This is a genomic window from Myxococcus sp. MxC21-1 (assembly GCF_032612255.1).
Classification (GTDB): Bacteria; Myxococcota; Myxococcia; order Myxococcales; family Myxococcaceae; genus Myxococcus; species Myxococcus virescens.
Genome location: NZ_CP123278.1, coordinates 6509519 through 6530620 on the forward strand (window position 1 = coordinate 6509519; position 21102 = coordinate 6530620).

Here is a 21102-nt window from a genome sequence, read left to right on the forward strand (position 1 = left end):
CTCGTCACTTCTGCGCGGACGCGTCCTCCGCGGAGAAGGAGAACGCGGCCTCGGCCGGCGCGTCGTCCTTCACCGTGACTTCGGCCGTCTTCGTGCCGAGCGTCTCGTGCCAGGCCTCCACCGTGTACGTGCCCGCGGGCAGGCCTTCGAGTGCGAAGGCACCGTCCGCGCCCGTCGTCGCGAAGTACGGGTTCTCATTGCTGACGACGAAGGCGGACATCCACGGGTGCACGTCGCACTTGAGCTTCAGCACGTCCGCGTCCGCGGGCAGCGGCCGCTCTACCGGGGCGCCAGACGGAGGCTGCGCGACGTTGAACACGGGCTTCGTGCCCGCGATGCCGCGCACGTTGTGCAGCGTGCCGTCGCTGTTCTTGAACGCCACCTGTTGCCCCGCCATCGCGCCCTGTACGCGCGGGACGTAGGTGCACTTCGACTGGTCCACCACCACCGGCGTGGCAGGCGCGGGAGGCGCGCCAGGCACCTTGCCCTTCACGCGGACCAGCACATTCTGGAGGTTGCCGTCCTTCACCAAGACGGACGCATCCTTCGTCGCCATGCCCTCGCACGCCGGGTCATTGCTCGCGGGGATGTCCGCGGCCTCGGGCGGCGTGCCAGTGAACTTCACCGTGCCCTTCACCACGCCCTTGCCCGCGGGAGCCACGGGCGCGGCGGCGGCACCTTCCGGCGCCTGGATGGGCGAGGCCGCGTGGGGCTCCTTCTTCGCGGCGGGCGCGGCGGCGGGCGGCGCGGAGGCCGGCTCCTCCTTCTTACAGGCAGAGAGGGTCAGCAGCCCCGCGGTCCCCAGCAGCGTCAGGCCGAGCGTGCGCAGCGTCATCGTGCAATCTCCTCGGGAAGTCAGGTGATGCGTCTGCCCACCTCGTAGCGAAAGGGGCAGCGCATGTCCAACCCACCGGGACACCGCGAACGGCTGCTGTCTACTCCCGGCGGCTGACGCTGAAGGCCGCCAGCCCGATGAACACCGCGGCGAACGCCACCAGCACCGGCACTTCCAACCCCGCCGAGGACGACGACGCGCCTAGCGCCACCGACGCCTCCGCGCCGTGCAGCGCCCGCCGCACGCCCTCCACGGAGTAGCGCATCGGGTTGAGCCGCATCACCCAGGCCAGCCGGTGTCCGCGCCCTTGAGCGGGAACACGGCGCCGGACAGCACCCACATGGGCAGCATGACGATGCTCATCACCGCGTGGTAGCCCGCACTGGAGCGCACCCACCACGCCAGCGACATGCCCATGCCCGTCAGCGCCAGCGCCGACAGCACCATGACGGACAGCAGCAGCGGCACGTTCAGCGTGGCCGCGCTCACACCCGCCAGCGGCGCCAGCAACAGGAACAGCGACGCCTGCAGCAGCGCGATGGCGGACGAGCCCAGCGCCTTGCCCAGCACCACCGCCAGCCGCGAGCCCGGCCCGGCGAGGACCGCCTGGAGGAAGCCCTCCTTGCGGTCCTCGATGACGGTAATCGTCGCGAAGATGGCGCTGAACAACAGCACCATGGTGACGACGCCCGGGAAGAAGAACTGCTGGTAGCCCAGGCCCTGCGCGCCCTCCACGCGGAAGGAGCCCGCGAAGCCGGAGCCGATGACGAACCAGAAGAGGACGGGCTGCGCGAGCGCCCCCACCACCCGGGAGGGCTGGCGGAAGAAGCGGACGATGTCGCGCATCATCAGCACCCGCACCGTCGCCCACTGGAGCGCGAGCGTTCCGGGCGGCGACGACACGGCCGGAGCCCCGGCGTTCATCGGTTCGGGGGCGGCGGACAGTTCGGCGCTCATCGACGTCTCCTCGGCGCGGGTTCAGCGGTGGGCACGTCCGCGCCCAGCGCGCGCCCCGTCAATTGGAGGAACACGTCCGCCAGCGTGGGCCGGCGCAGCGCCACGGAGGTCAGCCGCCCGGCGGGGAAGGCCTCCACCAACCGGGGCACCAGCGCGTGCCCCTGCGGCGCCTCCACCTGCACCCGCCCCTCCACCACCTTCGCGTCCAGCCCCAGCCGCTCGCGCAGCTCAGCCGCCAGCGCCTCCGGCTCGGGCGCCTCCACGGAGAGGATGTCCCCGCCCATGCGAGAGGCCAGCGCCTGCGGCGTGTCACACGCCACCAGCTTGCCCGCGTCCAACACCGCCAGCCGGTCGCAGACGTCGGCCTCGTCCGCGCGGTGCGTGGTGAGCAGCACCGTGAGGCCCTCGCTGTCGCGCAGGCGCTTCAGGTGCGCCCAGAAGGTACGGAAGGCCGCCTCGTCCAGGCCCTGTGTGGGCTCGTCCATGAGCAGGACGCGCGGCTGGTGCACCAGGGCCCGCGCCAGCTCCAGGCGCCGGCGCATGCCACCGGACCACGTGGACACCCGTTCGTCGCCACGGTCGGCCAGGCCGATGAGCGACAGCATCGCCTCCACCCGTTCGCGGGCCCGCTCTCCGCCCAGGCCATACAGCCGGGCGCCGAGCATCAGGTTCTCCCGCGCGGTCAGCAGGTCATCCAGGCTGCTGCGCTGGAAGATGATGCCCATCTGCCGGCGCAGCGACGGGTCGCTCAGCGACAGCTCCCGGCCCTCGAAGCGAACGAGGCCCGCATCGGGGGACAGCAGCCCGGCCAGCACCTGGAACGTGGTGGACTTGCCCGCACCGTTGGGGCCCAGCAGGCCCAGAATCTCCCCCGGCCGCACCGACAAGGACAGGCCGTCCACGGCCGTGCGCCCCTTGAAGCGACGCGTGAGCCCCTCCAACTGGAGCAGCGGTTGAGAGGTGGCAGTGGAAAGCAGGACTTCGGGCATGAGCGGGCGTCCCCCGTTCGCCCCGGACGCTATTCGCGAGGAACTCGGTCCAGCGCCAGCGCGGCGAACAGGCCGGTGAGGTAGATGAGTGAGAAGAAGAACGTCTGGCGGGCCCAGGTGTTTCCCAGCCGCCGGAAGAAGCCCCACGCCCCCAGCCCGAGGAAGCTCAGCCCCAGGAGCACCGCCGCGGCCAGGTACCACGCGCCGGCGATGTGGAGCTGGAAGGGCAGGAGCGTCATCGGAATCAGCGCCACCAGGTAGAGCACCACCTGCGCCCGGCTGGACTCGTCACCCCGCTCCAGGGGCACCGACGTGAGGCCCGCCGCCCGGTACTCCTCCTTGCGGAAGAGCGCGATGGCGATGAAGTGCGGCATCTGCCAGAGGAACATGATGGCGAAGAGCGAGAAGCCCCCCACGTCCATCTGGTTGGTCACCGCCGTCCAGCCCATGAGCGGAGGCAGCGCGCCGGGCACCCCGCCCACCAGCATGGCCGCGGACGTGCGCGCCTTCAGCGGCGTGTAGGCCAGCACATAGCTCAGCAGCGCCACCAGCCCCAGCGCGGCGGTGAGCACGTTGGCGCCTAGGGCCAGCGCCGGAATCGACACGGCCGCCAGGGAGATGCCGAACCACAGCGCCACCGCCGGCTCCATGCGCCCGGAGGGCAGCGGCCGGTTGCGGGTGCGGTCCATGAACTGGTCGCTGTGCCGCTCCCAGTAGCAGTTGAGGGCATTGGCCGCGCCCACGGTTCCCGCCGTGGCCAGCAGCGTCACCAGCGCGTTGACGGCGCCCATGTGGCCGGGCGCCAGCCACATGCCCCCGCCGCGGTGACGAGCACCAGGGAGGAGAGGCGCGGCTTGGTGAGGGAGATCAGGTCGGACGCGATTGTCGGCAAGGACTCGGCACGCGCGTTCACACAGACTCCAGAGGTAGGCACGACAGACACGCTGCCGGCGCGGTAACGGCCTTCCCCATACAGGCACCACCCCGGGGTGGGCAAGGACACGGCGCCCCCGGGAGACTCCGGCGGACGGATGCCCGGCTGGCCCCCGTGAGACACCAGGGCGACACCAGGGCGACACCGGACTCCCGCCACCCACCCAGGCACGTCGGGGGAAGACAAACGCCCCGGGCATAGCGTCAGGGCGCGGGGGCAGCAACCACGACAACGGGGCTGACCGCGCGTTCAACTGCCCGCGCGCATCAGCCCCGCTTGTCCGGCGCCTGGAAGGCCGCCGTGGTGTTTCAGCCGCCCGCCAGCGAACGGGCCGCGGACGCGTGCTCGCCGCTCGGGTCGCGCTTCAAGTACTCCTGGGCCAGCATCTTCGCCTTCGCCCCCTGCTTCGAGTCCTTCGAGAGCAGCGTGGCGTAGAAGTAGTAGGCCGGCGAGTACGCCTCGTCCGCGTTGAGGGCGCGCTGGTAGGTCTCGTCCGCCTTCGCCGTGTCGCCCTTGCTCTGGAACACGCGTCCCAGCTCGGTGAGCGCGATGGCCGCGCGGTCCGACTGCCCCAGGAACTCCTGGCTCGCCTTCTCCAGCTGCTCCTGGGCCAGGTCCCACTTGGACCGCTCGCGGTAGATGGCCCCCATCGCCAGCCGGGCCTCCGGGTTCTTGGCCTTCGGGTCCTTCACCGCGCGCTGGTACTGGGCCAGGGCCTCATCCAGCTTGCCCTGACGGCGGTACGCGTTGCCCAGCATCACCACCAGCTTCGGGCTGTCGCCCATCGTCTTCAGGGCCGTCTGCAGCGCCTCGGCGGCATCCTTCTCGCCGCCCTGCTTGCCCATGAGCGACTTGGCCAGCTCGACGTAGAACTGGGCGCGCGAGGCGTCCATGCGGATGGCCTTGCGAATCTCCTCCGCCGCCGCGTCGTAGTTGCCCTCCGCCAGCAGGCGGCGGCCCTTGATGAGGTGCAGCTCCGGGTTCTGCTTGTCGAGCGAGAAGCCGGTCTCCTCACTCTTGAGCATCTCCGAGCGGGCCTTGTCCTTGTCCTGGGGGACGGCGGTCGCCTCGGCCAGCTTCTGCTGCATGTCCGGCTTCAGGTCCACCATGGCCGTCGACACGCGGCTGATGAGCAGCGAGCGCGCCAGGTGCGCCGCGGCCAGCTGCCGCGGAGACGGCGGCGGGTCGGACTCCAGCAGCTTCTTGAGCATGGTGTGGGCCAGCTCGAAGTTGGGCGAGTCCTGCTCCAACATCAGCAGGGAGCGTCCCAGCAGCGACTCCGGGTGGTCCTTCGCGTACCGGAGGGCGGAGTCGTAGTTCCGCCATGCGGCGGCGTCCTGCCCCAGGCGGCGGTACACCGCGCCCAGGCTCGCGTAGGTGCGAGGGTCATCCGGAGACAGCACCTGCGCGCGGTCCAGGCTGTCGCGGCCGCGCTCCAAATCGCCCGCGTTCATCTGGATGAGGCCCAGCGTGAGGTACAGCAGCGAGCTGGAGCGGCCCTGCGCGTCCAGCTCCTTCACCTTCTCCTCCAACTGCCCCAGCGCGTCCTTGCCCTTGCCGCCGTAGGTCTGGATGAGCGCCTCGGACGCGATGAGGTGCGAGCTGAGGTCGCCGCCCTTCTTGCCCACGGCCAGATGCTCCTCGGCCTGGCGGCGCGCATCGTCACCACCGCCGTGCTCACCCCAACGAATGGCCCAGGCGTAGGCGAGGTAGCCGTGCGCCAAGGCGGAGTCGGAGTCCACCTCCAGCGCCTGGTCCGCCGCCTCGACGGCCTTCTTGTAGCTGTCGAAGGAGTCGCGCTTGAGCAGCTCGCTGGCCGCATCCAGGCTCTTCTTCAGCTCGCGGGACTTCGTGCGGGCGTTGGCCGAGTACCAGCCATAGCCGATGGCGAACAGCGGGATGGCCACCAGCAGGCCCAACGTCACCATCTTGCTGCCCTTGCTGCCCGAGGAGGGGGCGGCGGGACACCGGCTCGTCGTCCTCGTCCTCATCCACCTCTTCCACGACGACCTGGGGCCGGCGCGGCTGAGGGGCGGGACGCGGCGCGGAGGCCTCCGCGCGCGCGGTGGGCGCGGGCTTCGCGGCCTGGGTGGCAGCGGGCTTCGCCGCGGGCGCGTCCGTCCCCGCCGTCGCCGCGACGCTGGAGAGCGCGGCGGCGGACTGCTGGGTGGCGGACGGACCCGGCGTCGCGGGCGCAACCGGAGCAGCGGGCGCGGCGACCGGAGCCGGCGCGGCGGGCCGCGGCGGTTCAATCTTGTGCTGCTGGAGCAGCATGACGGTGTCCGGGTCGCCCGGGTCCGCGGTGTAGGCCTTGAGGAGGTTCGCCTTGCCGGGCTCTGCTTCGCCGGTCTTCAGCTGAAGCGCGCCGGCCATTCGCAGCGCGGCCTTGTCCTCAGGCTGCACCTGAAGGGCGCCGAGCGCCTCTTCCAGCGCCTTCTTGTCCTTGCCCTGCTCCGCATAGACGCGGGCAAGCAGGAGGCGGGGGTCCGCCGCATTCGGGTGGGCCTTCACCCCCTTCTTGCAGACGACCATCGCCTCCATGAAGCGGCCCATGCTCAGGTACGCTTCTGCGAGAGGCTTGTAGGCCGCCGACGAAGGGTCGGAAGCAAAGGCGTGTTCAAGCTTCGCGAGCTCGGCCGGGCTCAACGTCTTCGAAGAGGAGATAGACATTAACGGGGGGCAGCTAAACGGGCGGGAAGGATACGCCTGACAAGAGGGGTTTTTATGGCACCCGGTACGCAACACGTCAATCGCCGGAATCCATGTTGGCAGCTTGCGCTTGACACGGTGAAGGGCCTCCGGTACTAGCCCATCCCACTTCGGCGGCCCCAAACCGCGGAGGCGCAGCAAGCAGTCCAGTTGTGGGGGTGTAGCTCAGTTGGGAGAGCGTCGCGTTCGCAATGCGAAGGTCGTCGGTTCGATCCCGTCCACCTCCACCATGCAACAAACGAAGGGCCTCACGGGAAACCGTGAGGCCCTTTGCATTTGGGGCATCCCGGTGAACTGCCGAATTGCAAAGCATCCGGGCTTTGTTATCCGGTGCCGATGACCGACCAGCCCGCCTCTCTGTCGTTCTTCGCCCGCTTCTGGCTCGCCTGGCTGTGCTTCTGGCGCTGCCTCGTGTCCCGCGAGTTCGCGCAGGCCGTGCTGCCCACGAGCAGGGCCTATGACGCCGGCCAGCTCGCCCAGCTTCCTTCGGGCGGCCCCGCCCCCACCCCACTTCCCAAGCAGGAAGAGGTCCGGCCCCCGCCCCGGGCGCCCGAGCCGCCCCCTGCCCTGCCCCCCGAGCGCGAGCACGCCAGCGCCCTGTCCTTGCTGGGCATGCTCCAGCGAGAGGGCCGCTTCGTGGACTTCCTCCAGGAGAACGTCTCCGCCTTCTCCGACGCGGAAGTGGGCGCGGCGGCGCGCATCGTCCATGAGGGCTGCCGCAAGGTGGCCCAGACCTACCTGACGCTGGAGCGGGTGCTGCCCCAGTCGGAAGGGGACTCGGTGCCGGTGCCCGTCGGGTTCGACGCCCAGCGCATCCGCCTCACCGGCAACGTGGCGGGCCAGCCGCCCTACAACGGAATCCTGCGTCACCACGGCTGGATGACGACGGCGGTGAAGCTGCCTACCGTCAGCCCGGCCATCGACCCGCGCGTGCTTGCTCCCGCGGAGGTCGAGCTTTCCTGAGCCGGCCACCACGGCCTCACCGCGCGAACAAACCCGCGTCTTCCAGGAGTTCTCGTCCGATATGGCCCGCTATTCCATTGGCATCGACCTGGGCACTACGCACTCCGCGGCGTCCTACTTCAATCTGGAGGAGGGCAAGCCCCGCGGCGGCGCGCAGTCCATGCTGCCCGTCCCCCAGTTGACCGCGCCCGGCACCGTCGAGGCCCGCCCGCTGCTCCCCTCCTTCCTCTATCTCCCCTCCGCGCAGGAGTTCCCCGCCGGCAGCCTGGCCCTGCCGTGGAAGCCGGAGGCCAGCACCCTGATGGGTGAGTTCGCCCGCACGCACGGCGCCAAGGTGCCCACCCGGCTGGTGTCCTCCGCCAAGAGCTGGCTGTCCCACCCCGGCGTGGACCGGCGCGCGGCGCTGCTGCCATGGCAGGCCCCCGAGGAGGTGGAACGGGTGTCGCCGCTGGACGCCTCCGCGCGCTACCTCCGCCACCTCAAGGACGCGTGGGACCACACCTTTGCCCGCGAGCGCGAGGAGTCCGCCAACGCCCTGGCCGAACAGGACGTCATCGTCACCGTCCCCGCCTCCTTCGACGCGGCGGCGCGCGACCTGACGCTGGAGGCCGCCAAGGCCGCGGGCATCCCCAACATCACCCTCCTGGAGGAGCCCCAGGCCGCGCTCTACGCGTGGCTGGAGGCCATGGGGGAGAACTTCCGCAAGCAGGTGCAGCCCGGCGAGGTCATCCTCGTGGTGGACGTGGGCGGCGGCACCTCCGACTTCTCCGTCATCACCGTGCGCGACAACGCCGGTGACCTGGAGCTGCTCCGCGTGGCCGTGGGCGACCACATCCTGCTGGGCGGCGACAACATGGACCTGGCGCTGGCGCACACGCTGAACCAGCGGATGACGGCCGAGGGCAAGAAGCTGGATGCCTGGCAGTTCAACGCCCTCACCCATGGCTGCCGCCAGGCGAAGGAGGCGCTCTACGCCGACCCGTCCCTGGAGCGCGCGCCCATCGCCATCCCCGGCCGGGGTTCGTCGCTCATCGGCGGCACGCTGCGCACGGAGCTGACGCGCGAGGAGCTGGACCGCGTCCTCACCGACGGCTTCTTCCCCGTGACGCCCGTCACCGAGCTGCCGCGCACCGCGCGCCGCACCGGCCTGGCGCAGATGGCGCTGCCCTACGCCCAGGACGCCGGGGTGTCCCGTCACCTGGCCGCCTTCCTCACCCGGCAGGCGCAGGCGCTCGCGTCCAGCCCGGACGCGCCAGTGGACGTCAGCGGCAAGGCCTTCCTCCACCCCACGGCGGTGCTCTTCAACGGCGGCGTCTTCAAGGCCGGCCCGCTGAAGGCGCGCGTCATGGAGGTGCTCAACGGCTGGCTCACGGCGGATGGCGGAGCGCCCGCCAAGGCGCTGGAGGGCGCGGACCTGGACCTCGCGGTGGCGCGCGGCGCCGCCTATTACGGTTGGGTGCGCCAGGGCCACGGCCTGCGCATCCGCGGCGGCACGGCCCGCGCCTACTATGTGGGCGTGGAGACGGCGATGCCCGCGGTGCCCGGCATGGAGCCACCCGTGAAGGCGCTCTGCGTGGCCCCCTTCGGCATGGAGGAAGGCACGCAGGCGGACGTCCCGCCCCAGGAGTTCGGGCTCGTCACGGGTGAGCCCACCCGCTTCCGCTTCTTCTCCTCTTCCCTGCGGCGCGACGACAAGGTGGGCGTCATGCTGGAGGACGTCGACACCGAGCTGGCCAGCGGCGGGCTGGAAGAGCTGGCCCCCATCGAGACGACCATGCCCGGTCAGCCCTCCGTCTTCAGCGACCTGACGCCCGTCAACCTCCAGGCGGCGGTGACGGAGGTGGGGACGCTGGAGCTCCGGTGCCTGGAGAAGGATGGCCCCGGGCGCTGGAAGCTGGAACTCAACGTCCGCATGAAGGAGTAGAAAGCCATCCGTCAATCGGAGGCGTATGCGAATCGTTGGCATCGACCTGGGCACCACCCATTGCGCCGTGGCATCCGTGGACCCCTCGCGGGGCGCGGGTGCCCCCGTGGAGGACTTCGCCCTTCCGCAGCTCGTCCGTCAGGGAGAGGTGGCCCCGCGGGCCCTGTTGCCCTCCACCGTGTACGTGCCCGCCGGCCACGAGCTGGCGGAGGGTTCGCTCACGCTGCCCTGGGGGATGACGGCGGCCCGTGGGTGGTGGGCGAGCTGGCGCGCTGGCAGGGCGCGCGCGTGCCGGGGCGGCTGGTGGCCAGCGCCAAGAGCTGGCTGTGCCACCCGGGCGTGGACCGCTCCGCGCCCATCCTCCCCTGGGGTGCTCCCGCGGACGTCCAGAAGCTGTCCCCGGTGGACGCCAGCGCCCTGCTGCTGACGCACATGGCCCGCGCGTGGGACGACGCGCACCCGGACGCGCCCCTGTCGAAGCAGGAGGTGGTGATTACCGTCCCCGCCTCCTTCGACGAAGCGGCCCGCGCCCTCACGGTGAGCGCGGCGCGCAAGGCCGGCCTGGAGAAGTTCACCCTGCTGGAGGAGCCCCAGGCGGCCTTCTACGACTACACCGCGCGCCACCGGGCGGACCTGGAGCAGACGCTCTCCAACGTCCGGCTGGTGCTGGTGGTGGACGTGGGCGGAGGCACCACGGACTTCACGCTGGTGCACGCGGGCCTGTCGCCCGAAGGCCCCATGCTGCGGCGACTGGCCGTGGGCGACCACCTGATGCTGGGCGGCGACAACATGGACGCCGCGCTGGCGCGCCGGGTGGAGGAGAAGCTCTTCACGGACGGCCGCCGCCTGTCCGCCACGCAGTGGACGCAGGCCATCCAGGCCGCGCGCACCGCGAAGGAGGCGCTGCTCGGCCTCGCCCCGCCGGAGAAGCACGGCGTGTCGCTGGTGAGTGGCGGCAGCAAGCTGCTGGGCGGCACGTTGTCCACGGAGCTGACGCGCGACGAGGCGCAGGCGCTGGTGCTGGACGGCTTCTTCCCCTCACCACCCCCGCTGACAGGCCACGCCGCGCCGCGCGAATGGCGCTTCAGGAGCTGGGCCTGCCCTACGTGCAGGACGCGGCGGTGACGCGGCACATGGCGGCCTTCCTCGCGCAGCACGCGGCGGCGGGCTTCGCGGCGCTGGGCGAGACGGCGCCGACGGAGGGCGCCCTGCCCCGGCCGGACGCCATCCTGCTCAATGGCGGTGTGTTCAACTCGCCCCAGATTTCCGAGCGGCTGGTAGAGGCCCTCTCCGCCTGGTGGCCGAACGCGCCGCGAATCCCCTGCTGCGGCACGAGTCGCTGGAGCTCGCGGTGGCCCGGGGCGCCGCGTACTACGGCTGGTGCGGCGCGGCCACGGCCTGCGCATTGGTGGCGGCGCGGCGCGCGCCTACTACGTGGGCCTGCAGCGCGCGGCGGACAGCGCCGAGCAACCCGCGCTGTGCCTCATCCCCCGCGGCTTCGAGGAAGGCCAGAAGGTGGACCTGGGCGAACGCCCCTTCTCGCTCACCCTGGGCCGGCCGGTGCAGTTCCAGCTCTACTCCACCACCAGCGACCGCATCGACAAGCCTGGGGACTTGGTGCCGCTGGCGGAGGACCTCAAGCCGCTGCCGCCCATCCACACGCTGCTCAAGGGCGCCTCCAACAAGGTGGCCGAGGTGCCCGTGCACCTCCAGGCGGCGCTGACGGAGATTGGCACGCTGGAGCTGTACTGCGTGTCCAACGTCGCGGACGAGCGGTGGCGCCTGGAGTTCGAGCTGCGCGGCACCGGCGGCTCGCACGAGCTGACCGTCACCGAGTCCATGCCCGCGCGCTTCGTCGAGGCCAAGGACAACATCGAGCGCGTCTACGGCAACAAGCCGCTGCCCATTGGCCCCAAGGACGTGAAGCAGCTCGGGCGCACGCTGGAGAAGGCCCTGGGCTCGCGTGAGACGTGGCGCGTGCCGGTGCTGCGGGAGATGTGGAGCACCCTCTTCGCGGGCGCGAGCAAGCGCCGGCGCTCGGAGGACCACGAGCGTGTCTTCTACAGCCTCACCGGCTTCAGCCTCCGGCCGGGCTTCGGCTACCCGCTGGACGGCTGGCGCGCGGAGCAGACCTTCGGCCTGTTCGACGCGCTGGTGCAGCACCACACGGACAAGGCGGTGTGGACGGAGTTCTGGGTGATGTGGCGCCGCATCGCGGGCGGACTGGACGAGGCGCGGCAGCAGAAGCTGTACGCGTACCTCCAGCCCCACCTGGCGCGGAAGGTGCCACCGGACGCGCCCCCGCCAGGGAAGCTCAAGGGCATCCAGCCCGAGGGCCTGGAGGAGATGGTCCGCACCGCGGCCTCACTGGAGCACCTGCAACCGGGTGACAAGGCGGAGCTGGGCCGGTGGATTGCCGCGCGGCTGAAGGCCGAGGCGAAGTCCGGCGGCCCCTGGGCCTGGTCCCTGGGACGGCTGGGCGCGCGCGTGCCCCTTTACGGCAGCAGCCACAAGGTGGTGGACGTGGACACGGCCGAGGCCTGGCTCACGCTGCTGCTGGAGCTGGACCTGCGGAAGATTGACGGCGCGTCCTTCGCGGCGGCGCAGCTCGCGCGGCTCACGGGCGACCGCACGCGCGATCTGGACCCGGACCTGCGCGAGCGCACGGCCCAGGCCCTGCTGGCGGCGAAGGCCTCCGAGACCTGGGTGCGAATGGTGCGCGAAGTCGTGGCGCTGGAAGCCGCGGACGAGGCTCGCGCGCTCGGGGATACGCTCCCCGCCGGTCTGCGGCTGTCATAGGACTGGAAGGAATGCTCCCGCGGGAGTTGGACCTGGAAGGTCCAGCCCCCGGGAGCTGGGACGGCGACGGTGGCTCAGCCCTGCGCCGCGGCGACAGGCTCGGCGGGGGATTCACCCGCTTCGGGGCTCGTGGCGGCCGGCACGACCTGGAGCACCGGAGCCGCCTCTTCCACCGGGGCGACGGCGGCGGCGTCCTTGCCCGCCTTGGGCTTCTTGCTGCCCGCGCCCGAGCGGCACGTGCGGCACCAGGGCTGATTCCGGATGGCGCCATCCGCCATCTTCCGCAGGCCGAACTGCGCCAGCGGCTTCAGCGTCTTGCACTTGATGCACATCAGCGAGATGAGCACCTCTTGACCATCCGCGTCGTAGACGGCGGACTTGCGACGCTTGCGCGGCTGGCCCTGCCCCGGTTCACGCTGCTTCGCCTTCTCAGGCGCAGGCGGCGCCATCATCGGGGTCACTTTGTAGAGCATGTCGGTTCCTCCAGCTCACGGGAGTCCACCCACGCAGGCCCTGGGCCACCTCGGAGTGGACACTCGCAGGGACTAGAGTAGGACCTCCGCTTCCCGTTGGAAACTGATCCCAGGCCGAAAAATCGGCCCCCGGCGCGATTTCTGTGCCCTTCCCCTGGGGTGAGTCCTTTCGTTCACCCTCAGCGGATCAGCCGTCGTCCGAATTTTCAGCCGGGACGCGCTCAGCGCGCCTCCTGCTGACACTCTGCTACACCCGTGTAGCGGACACGTCCCAAGTCGGGGGCCTCCAGCGTGCTGCCCCGGGCTTTCCCGTAGGCGACGAGCGCCTCGCGCAAGTCGAGCCCGTCGACGGGGGTCATCTCGATGCGCTCCGGTGGCACGGTGCTCAAGAGGGGCTCCAGCCCGTCACCACCTCGCGCCAGAAAGTCCGGGAGGGCCACCCGGTACATCTTGCCGGGGTCGAGCACGAGCGGCTGACCGCCGGAGAGGGCCACTCCCGAGAACCGCCCAGGCCCCGGGCAGCGCTCCAGCGTCACCTCGAGGCCGGAGACGGCGAAGACGGAGCCCATGTCGTTGCCATAGGCCAGGTGCAGCAACCGCGACAGCTCGGGGCCCGTCAGGGTGGCCACGGCCACCGTGTTGTCGAAGGGCAGCACCTCGAACACCTGACCGAAAGTGAGCGGCCCCGCGGCCGGTCCGCGCGGACGCCGCCCGGGTTCATCAGCCCCACGTCCGCGTTGGCCGACGCACGCAGCACGTCCGCCACCAGATTGCCCAGCGCGCCCTCCTCCGTGTAGCCGCGGGTCAGGGGCGTGGCCGCCACGAGCCCCAGCTGGCGATTCTGCGCCTCCCGTGCCAGCTCCAGCGCTGGCGCCAGCAGCGGCGCCACCTGCGCGTCGGGCACCACCGGCTCCGCCATGAACGACGCGGGCTCCAGGCGCACCTGAGGCTCGTTCCGCAGGCGGCGGCCGTCGCATGTTCCCTGGGTGGCGTCCACCTTTGCACAGAGGGGAATGGCGGCCTGGATGCGGGTGCGCTGGGGCAGGATGCGGCGACTGTCCGGGTCCACGAACAGCTCCACCACGCCCAGGGAGCGCGCCAGCCCCGTCGTCTCGATGATGGGCACCTGGGCGAAGAAGTGGCCCATCGTCTGGTGGGTGTGTCCCGCCACGATGGCGTCGACCGTGCCAGGCGGCAGGAGCTTCAGCATCGACAGAATCTCCGCGTCGCCCTCGTCGCAGCTCGACGTGTCGCGGGGGTTGCTCAAGTCCGCGCACTTGCCTCCCGCATGCGCCACCACCACCACCACCTCCGCGCCGCGCGCGCGCAGGGAACGGGATGCTTCCAGCGCGGCGGGCGCCAGGGGCAGGAAGCGCAGGGACGACACGTTGGCGGGATTGGTGACCTTGGGGGTGTCCTCCGTGGAGAGCCCGATGATGCCCACCTTCACGCCCTTGACCTTCATCAGGTACGTGCCGTCATTGCCCGTCCAGGCGGGGCGCGCGCCGGTGGAGGCCTCGCGGAGGTTCGCCGACAACATGGGGAAGCGCGCCGGCCGATGCGCGCCTTGAGCGCACCCAGCGCGTCATCCCCGGGCCGCAACGCCATGGAACCCGGCCCCACGGGGCCATAGTCGAACTCGTGGTTGCCAATGGCGGCCGCGTCCACCCCCAGGTGGTTGTACACGTCGATGACGACGGCCCCTTCCGTGAGGTTGGAAGGCAACGTGCCCTGGAACATGTCGCCCGCGTCCAGCAGCACCACGCCGCCCGGGTTGGCCGCGCGCAGCAGCGCAACGTAGGCCGCGAGCGTGGCGGCGCCGCCCTCCTCCACCACCTGGCCGTCCTTCAGTGGCGTGCGATGGGGCTCCACCTGTCCGTGGAAGTCGTTGATGCCCACCAGGGTGATGCGGATGGGCTCCGGCGGCGCGCCGCGGGTCCAGAAGCCGGAGCACGCGGTGGTGGCCCCGCACGCCAACGCGAGGGCGATGAGTCGAGAGAAACGCATGAGGGCGCGCACTTCAGCGCGGCGCGCGCCCGCTGGCAACGCGCTTCAGTCGCGACGGCGACGCCCCACCCGCACCAGGGCGAGCAACGCGAACGCAGCGGTGGCCGGCACGGAGGCCGAAGCACACGAGCAGCCCGACTCGTCGGGAGGATTGCCCGGGCTTGGCGCGGGCCCCGGCCCCCGGAGCCACCTCCGTCCCCCGGGCCACCGTCCGTGCCCCCGTCCGTCCCCCCGTCCGAATCGAACCGCGTGTCGATTCGCAGCGCGGGGTCGAAGGCCTCGGCGACCGCCGGCCAGCGCGCGTACAGGAAGCGCTGCGGGTTGGAGAGCGCGTCACTGCCCACGAAGAGCCCGTCGGGATACGTCGTGCCCAGCGACGACGCGGTGACGGCGAGGGCCACCGGGTCATTCGCCCGGATGACGCCCCCATCCGCGTCCGCCAGCCGGAACGAGCCCACGAGGGTCCTCGCGCGCCGCTCATAGACGGCGAACGCATCCGCGCCCGTGTCCGCGACCAGGATGTATCCTTCGCCATTGCGCGCACGGTACAGCGCGACCCGGCCCACATTGGCGGAGAGCCCGCCTGAACCCTGGATGGAGAGCTGCTCTCCAGTGACGCCCGCGTCCGCGGCCGCCGGATAGCGCCACAGGCCCTGCCCCTGCTGGGTGACGAACAGGGAGTCGGACGCCTCGTCCACGGCCAGACCCGCGATGGGCCCCGTCGTGGTCAGCGTGCGAACCAGGGTGGCCGTCACGCGCCCCGTGTCTCCGGCCAGTTCGTACTGCTGGAGCACACCCGTGGACGTGCCGGCGAACACATAGAACCGGCCCGAGTCCTCGTTCTGATAGAGCGCCACGGCGGAGAACTGCGTCCCCGTCAGGAAGCCCGCGGCGCCAATCCGCTCCACCCGGTCCGCGCGGTCGGGGTCCACCGTGTAGGCCGCCAGCCCGTTGAAGTTGATGCTGGCCGCCACCACCAGGGTCTGCTGCACCCCGGACAGCGGGAAGCCGTCCCGCACGGCCACGGCCGACATCGGGCCATCCGCGAGCTCCGCATCCAGTTGCTCGCCCCCCAGGCCAAAGGTGACGAGGCCCGAGTTGGGGCTGTTGTAGGCGGTGAGGAACAAGCTGCTGCTGGGGGCGCCGGGACTCACCCAGAGGGCCACGTCCTGGAGCACTCCGCCGGTGATGGACGGGGCGGGCTCGGACTGCGCTGTCGGCGACACGACGACCTGCGCGGACACCGGAGTGCCCAGGAGCAACGCCGCCAGGGCCAGGGGGGTTGGGTTGCGCATGACCGCCTCCAGATTGAGCGATGGGAGCGCCCTAACTTGGCACGAGGCGTCAGGCTTTCAAGTAGGAAGCGGCCGGGAACGGTTGGCGATGGATGACAGCGTCGGCTAGAAAGTGCGTCTTCCAGCCAACACAGAAAAGAACATGGCGACCAAGCGCGCACTCATTACGGGCATCACGGGGCAGGACGGCAGCTATCTCGCGGAGCTGCTCCTTTCGAAGGGCTACGAGGTGCACGGCATGGTGCGCCGCTCGTCGGAAGAGAAGTTCGAGCGCATCCAGCACCTGCACGGGAAGATTCAGCTCCACCAGGGCGACTTGCTGGACCAGTTCTCGCTCGCGGCGTTGCTCAACCTGACGAAGCCCGACGAGGTCTACAATCTGGCGGCGCAGTCCTTCGTCCCCACCAGCTGGAACCAGCCGGTGCTCACGGGTGAGTTCACCGCGCTGGGCGTGACGAAGATGCTGGAGGCCATCCGCCACACCCGCCCGGAGGCGCGCTTCTACCAGGCCTCGTCCAGCGAGATGTTCGGCAAGGTGCTGGAGGTTCCGCAGACGGAGGACACGCCCTTCTATCCGCGCAGCCCGTACGGTGTGGCCAAGGCCTACGGCCACCACATCACGGTGAACTACCGCGAGTCCTTCAACCTGTTCGCGGTGAGCGGCATCCTCTTCAACCACGAGTCGCCGCGCCGGGGCCTGGAGTTCGTCACGCGCAAGGTCACCTACAACGTGGCGCGCATCAAGCTGGGCCTCCAGGAGAAGCTGCCCATGGGCAACCTGGACGCCAAGCGCGACTGGGGCTTCGCGGGCGACTACGTGGACGCCATGTGGCGGATGCTCCAGCAGCCGCAGGCCGAGGACTACGTGGTGGCCACCAACGAGACACACACCGTGCGCGAGCTGGTGGAGATTGCCTTCGCGCGCGTGGGCCTGGACTGGGAGAAGCACGTCTTCATCGACCCGGCCTTCGTGCGCCCCGCCGAGGTGGACCTGCTCATCGGGGACCCGGCCAAGGCGAAGACGAAGCTGGGCTGGGAGCCCAAGGTCCGCTTCAAGGAGCTGGTGGAGATGATGGTGGACGCGGACCTGGAGCGCGTGAAGGCGGGGCAGCGGTAGATGCGCATTCTGGTAACAGGCGCGGATGGCTTCGTCGGCCGGCACTTGTGCGCCCTGCTGCGCGCCGCTGGCGACGAGGTGGTGGAGGCCCACGGGCCGCGCGGTGAGGGCATCAACAGCAACGCCCTGCACTTCGACGTGGCCACCGAAGCCTCGGTGAAGGCGGCGGTGGCCGAGGTGAAGCCCGAGGGCATCATTCACCTGGCGGGCTTCAGCTCGGTCGCGAAGAGCCACCACAACCCTTCCCGGGTGTTCGCGGTGAACACCATGGGCGTGGTGCACCTGCTCACCGCGGTGCGCGAGAGCGTCCCGAAGGCGCGTGTGGTGCTGGTGGGCTCCGGCGAGGTGTACGGCCCGGTGCCCGAAGGCACGCGCGCCACCGAGGACACCCCGCGGTGCCCCTGAGCCCCTACGCGGCCTCCAAGTCTGCAGCGGAGCTGGCCGCGGTGCAGTTCCACCGCAGCTACGGGCTGGAGGTCGTCATGGCGCGGCCCTTCAACCACCTGGGCGCGGGGCAGGACCCCACCTTCGTGGTGCCCTCGTTCGCGGCGCAGATTCGCGCCATCGGGCTGGGCACGGTGGACCCGGTGCTGCGCACGGGCAACCTGGATGCGGTGCGCGACTTCTCCCACGTCCGCGACGTAGTGGAGGCCTACCGGCTGCTGCTCGACAAGGGTGAGCCGGGGCAGGCGTACAACATCGGCAGCGGTGAGGGCCGCACCATCCGCAGCCTGCTGGAGGAGATGCTGTCGCTGGCGGGTGTCAGCGCGCGCATCGAGCTGGACCCCGCGCGCCTGCGCCCCTCCGACATCCCCAGCCTCGTCGGCGCTCCCGACAAGCTGAAGGCGCTGGGTTGGGTCCCGAAGCTGACCGTGGCGGACGCGCTGCGCGATGTGCTCGGCCCCCGCGTGCCCGGCGCGGCGTGAGCAAGCGAAGGCGCGCGCGTGTCCCCAAGGACGCGCGCGCGTCGGAGGCTCGGCCGGGCGACCGATGCCTCGCCAGCTTCGAGAGGACTGGCGTCGCGGGCCCGCGATTCCGAAGTGGACGGCCCCATGACGAGGTGACGCGTCAGGCGACCCCGTTCACTGAAGTGCCGCCCAGGCCTGAAGCCGCCGCTCCAACGCCGTGAGGGTCCACAGGTCCGCCGGATTGTCTGGCCGCACCTGGGCCAGGTCCCGCTGAAGCGCCTCGCGCGCCCCCACGACGCCCCACTCCGACAACACCCGCAGCGCCATCAGCGAGTGCTTGCGCGCCACCAGCGCGAGCAGCACTGCCACGACGCGAGGGCTTCGCTCGTCAGCCAGCCGCTGCACCGCCTCGTGACGCGCCTCGGGCGTGGAGTCCGGCGCCTCCAGCACTTCGGCCAGCGAGGTGAAGCGCGCATCATCCAGCAACGGGCGCGGGCCGGGCTGCGGCTCCCAGTGCTCCACGGTGACGTTCGTCCGGCCCAGGCAGACGCACTCCCGGCGCACGCCGTCATCGCCGAAGAGGTCCATGATGCGATCTCTCGACGGCGTGCCTCCCACGAGCAGTTGCCCCGCACGTTGGGAAAGCGTGGGTGACACGCCGAGCAGATGGACGCGCAGCACCGTGGCCTCGGCCGCGGCGCTCTGCTCCATGGAGGTACGGGGCCATTTGAGGAAGACCTCCGCCATCCCCCGTTCCTGGACGTACCAGCGGTATTCCAGCCACACGGCGCTGGGGCGGAGGGCGAAGCGGGCGTCTTCCTGCTCGCGGAGCCGGGGGGCGCCTTCCGCAAGCCCGGTGAAGCAGCGTTCCAGCAGGACCAGGGCGTCGGAGAGCGTCATGAAGGTGGGCAGTGTAGCGACGTTTGTCAGGCCGCTGGGCCGCCAACGTTCGTGTACAATCAACACCATTTCCGAGGTCGCCCATGAGCGAAGCAGGACAGCAGCGGTTCACCTTCTTCTGGCAGGCGCACTCCCCCTTCTCCCAGTGGCACCCTTCCGACTTCACCGTGGACGGCGTGCGCTACGTGTGCGCGGAGCAGTACATGATGGCAGGCAAGGCGCGGCTCTTCGGAGACAAAGAGGCGCTGGCGAGCATCCTGTCATCGAAGTCGCCCAAGACGCACAAGGCCCTGGGCCGCAAGGTCCGCGATTTCGACAACGCGCGCTGGGAGAAGGCGCGTGAGCGCATCGTCTACGAGGGCAACCGCGCGAAGTTCACCCAGAGCCCGGAGTTGCTGAAGGCACTCCTGGCCACCGCGGGCACGGAGTTGGTGGAAGCCAGCCCCGTGGATCGCATCTGGGGTGTGGGGTTGGATGAGGAGGACCCGCGCATCCATCACCCCGCGAAGTGGCGAGGACTGAACCTGCTGGGCAAGGTCCTCACGAAGCTGCGCGAGGACCTGCTGGCGGAGGGCGTCACCGAGGCGTCCCCCGCTGAGTCGTAGGGCTCAGAAGTCGTAGCGCACGTGAGCCTGGTCCGACAGGACCAGGTTCACCGTGCCCGAGGTCTTCCCGAACTGCGCCCCGAAGCGCTGCGAAACCGAGGACACGTCGAAGCGAGGATTGGCCCGCAGGAGCGCCTTGCACCGGTCGTTGTTCCCATCGTGCACCAGCACCAGGTTCGCCACGGGCGTGCCATCCGCGCCCTGCTGGAGGTTCCCATCCCAGGCCAGCGAGTACGTGTGCTCGGCGCAACCTCCCCCATGCATCACGGCCAGCGTCAGGATGCCACCGTCCACCTTGGCGCTTCGGACATTGATGGGGTCCTTCGGCTCGGGATTGGGCGTCACCACCAGGGGCTGGACGGCCGCCTTCGCCTCACCTTCCTCGGCAGGCGGAGTCTCGGTGGCCTGCGTGTCTTCAGGGACCGGCGCCGTCGCTTCTGCGCTGGCTTCGGCCTCGGCGGGTGGCGGCTCCGCCGGAGCAGCGCCTGTCTCCTGCCGGCTCGCACAGCCCGCGAGCAGTCCGCACAGCATCACCCCACTCCAGACGAGCTTTCGCATACGTCTCCTTATCGCCGCAGCGCGGCCTCGTACGCCGCCAAGGTACCCTCGGCGGTCCGCTTCCAGGTGAACTTCGCGGCCTGCGCCTTTCCACGCTCCGCGAGCGCCCGCCGTTCCTCCGGCGAGTGGAGCAGCCGGTCCAACGCCCTCGCGAGCCCGTTCGCGTCGTCGGGCCCCACGCTCAGCGCAGCGTCGCCACAGACCTCCGGCAGCGAGCCCGCGGTGGAGACGATGGTGGGCGTCCCCAGCCGCATCGCCTCCAGCGGTGGCAGCCCGAACCCCTCATATCGAGAGGGGAACACGAACACGGCCGCGCGGCGCATCAGCTCGTAGAACACGGCGTCGGACTGATAGCCGAGCGAGCGCACCTCGAACCCCTCCGAGCGCAGCCGGGAGATGCGCGCCTCCACGCGCCCCGCGCCGAACCAGCTCTGTCCCGCCAGCACCAACGAGGCAGGCCGGCCCCGCAGTCGCAGCCGCTCCAACGCGTCCAGCACCAGGTCCACGTTCTTCCGCACGTCGAGCGAGCCCGCGTAGAGCACGTACTCCTTCGGCAGTGAGAGCGCGCGCAGGAAGTCCTTGCTGGTGTCGTCCAGGACTGGCGCATGGACGTGGTCCACGCCATTGGGCACCACCACCGTGCGCGCCTCCGCTTCCGGGTAGCGGGCCAGCAGGTCCTGCCGCGTGCGTTCGCTCACGCACACCACCTGGTCCGCCACCATCAGGCTGCGCGACAACCACAGCCGGAACTGCCAGCGGAACGCGGCCGACACCGTCTCCGGCATCAACAGCGGAATCAAATCGTGCACCGTCAGCACGTACTTCATGCCGGGAGCGCGGATGAGGGGCAGGTTGAAGTTACCGTGTGCGTGGTACAGCCGCGCATCCGAGCGCTGGAGCACGCGCGGCAAGCCGCCCAGCGTCCAGGCGGTGCGCCCTGCCTTCGCGCGAGGGGCCTCGCCGGATGACTGAGCCCCTACGCGGGTGAGCTGGACGCCGAGCGCCTCGAGGGCGGAGGCCGGCAACGGGTGTACAGGCCGATGCCGGTGGTCGGCTCGTCCCAGAGTGTCGCGTCGAAGGCGATAGGTCCCATGGACACGGTGCGCCTCATAGCACGTGCGTGTGATAG

At 70.6% G+C, this 21102-nt stretch carries 10 protein-coding genes, 1 tRNA gene and 8 pseudogenes; 7 read left to right on the forward strand and 12 right to left on the reverse strand.

The annotated features are described in order from the left end of the window. Positions 1-4: 4 nt before the first annotated feature. The 5 genes and pseudogenes from QEG98_RS28820 to QEG98_RS28840 all read right to left on the reverse strand — a co-directional run bounded on the left by QEG98_RS28820 (position 5) and on the right by QEG98_RS28840 (position 6385). Entirely contained in the window at positions 5-835 is an 831-nt protein-coding gene (locus tag QEG98_RS28820) for a carboxypeptidase regulatory-like domain-containing protein (protein WP_316563597.1), read from the reverse strand. A gap of 100 nt (positions 836-935) precedes the next feature. Continuing rightward, positions 936-1792: pseudogene (locus QEG98_RS28825) on the reverse strand (ABC transporter permease). Next, entirely contained in the window at positions 1789-2781 is a 993-nt protein-coding gene (locus QEG98_RS28830) for an ATP-binding cassette domain-containing protein (protein WP_090489978.1), read from the reverse strand. Before QEG98_RS28830 ends, QEG98_RS28825 begins: the two are co-directional and overlap by 4 nt. Before the next feature lie 29 nt (positions 2782-2810). Continuing rightward, positions 2811-3694 (reverse strand): annotated as a pseudogene (gene cyoE / locus QEG98_RS28835) (heme o synthase). Between the two features lie 329 nt (positions 3695-4023). Then, positions 4024-6385 (reverse strand): annotated as a pseudogene (locus QEG98_RS28840) (tetratricopeptide repeat protein). A 193-nt stretch (positions 6386-6578) separates the two neighbouring features. On the opposite strand from QEG98_RS28840, the gene QEG98_RS28845 reads away from it, so the two are divergent. The 4 genes and pseudogenes from QEG98_RS28845 to QEG98_RS28860 all read left to right on the forward strand — a co-directional run bounded on the left by QEG98_RS28845 (position 6579) and on the right by QEG98_RS28860 (position 12110). Beyond that, positions 6579-6654 (forward strand) — tRNA-Ala (locus QEG98_RS28845). A 106-nt stretch (positions 6655-6760) separates the two neighbouring features. Then, on the forward strand, positions 6761-7387 hold the full coding sequence (locus tag QEG98_RS28850; RefSeq protein WP_316563598.1) for a DUF2760 domain-containing protein: 627 nt from the start codon (positions 6761-6763) through the stop codon (positions 7385-7387). 61 nt (positions 7388-7448) lie between these two features. After that, on the forward strand, positions 7449-9311 hold the full coding sequence (locus QEG98_RS28855; RefSeq protein WP_316563599.1) for an Hsp70 family protein: 1863 nt from the start codon (positions 7449-7451) through the stop codon (positions 9309-9311). Positions 9312-9336: 25 nt separating this feature from the next. Then, positions 9337-12110, forward strand: a pseudogene (locus QEG98_RS28860) (Hsp70 family protein). A 74-nt stretch (positions 12111-12184) separates the two neighbouring features. Here QEG98_RS28860 and QEG98_RS28865 read toward each other — a convergent pair. The 4 genes and pseudogenes from QEG98_RS28865 to QEG98_RS28880 form a co-directional block, all read right to left on the reverse strand. Then, positions 12185-12583, reverse strand: a complete 399-nt coding sequence (locus QEG98_RS28865) for a hypothetical protein (RefSeq protein WP_316563600.1) — start codon at positions 12581-12583, stop codon at positions 12185-12187. 221 nt (positions 12584-12804) lie between these two features. After that, positions 12805-14590: pseudogene (locus QEG98_RS28870) on the reverse strand (bifunctional metallophosphatase/5'-nucleotidase). A gap of 45 nt (positions 14591-14635) precedes the next feature. Continuing rightward, positions 14636-14701, reverse strand: coding sequence for an MYXO-CTERM sorting domain-containing protein (locus tag QEG98_RS28875; protein WP_316567979.1), 66 nt, complete (start codon positions 14699-14701; stop codon positions 14636-14638). Positions 14702-14817: 116 nt separating this feature from the next. Further along, a pseudogene (locus tag QEG98_RS28880) lies at positions 14818-15885 on the reverse strand (phytase); the annotation flags it as partial. Positions 15886-16027: 142 nt separating this feature from the next. On the opposite strand from QEG98_RS28880, the gene gmd reads away from it, so the two are divergent. Then, positions 16028-17002, forward strand: a complete 975-nt coding sequence (gene gmd / locus QEG98_RS28885) for a GDP-mannose 4,6-dehydratase (RefSeq protein ID WP_011555292.1) — start codon at positions 16028-16030, stop codon at positions 17000-17002. Further along, positions 17003-17928 (forward strand): annotated as a pseudogene (locus tag QEG98_RS28890) (GDP-mannose 4,6-dehydratase). A 156-nt stretch (positions 17929-18084) separates the two neighbouring features. Here QEG98_RS28890 and QEG98_RS28895 read toward each other — a convergent pair. Then, the gene (locus tag QEG98_RS28895) at positions 18085-18879 is read right to left on the reverse strand and encodes a hypothetical protein (RefSeq protein ID WP_316563601.1); all 795 of its coding nucleotides are present in this window, start codon (positions 18877-18879) and stop codon (positions 18085-18087) included. 14 nt (positions 18880-18893) lie between these two features. Here QEG98_RS28895 and QEG98_RS28900 point away from each other — a divergent pair, with 14 nt between their 5' ends. Beyond that, a complete protein-coding gene (locus QEG98_RS28900; RefSeq protein ID WP_316563602.1) occupies positions 18894-19415 on the forward strand; it encodes an NADAR family protein in 522 nt (173 codons plus the stop codon). A gap of 3 nt (positions 19416-19418) precedes the next feature. Here QEG98_RS28900 and QEG98_RS28905 read toward each other — a convergent pair whose 3' ends face one another. Together QEG98_RS28905 and QEG98_RS28910 are read right to left on the reverse strand one after the other, a co-directional pair. Next, complete coding sequence (locus tag QEG98_RS28905; RefSeq protein ID WP_316563603.1) at positions 19419-19973, reverse strand: hypothetical protein; 555 nt, start codon at positions 19971-19973, stop codon at positions 19419-19421. An 8-nt stretch (positions 19974-19981) separates the two neighbouring features. After that, a pseudogene (locus tag QEG98_RS28910) lies at positions 19982-21066 on the reverse strand (glycosyltransferase family 4 protein). Between the last annotated feature and the right edge of the window lie 36 nt (positions 21067-21102).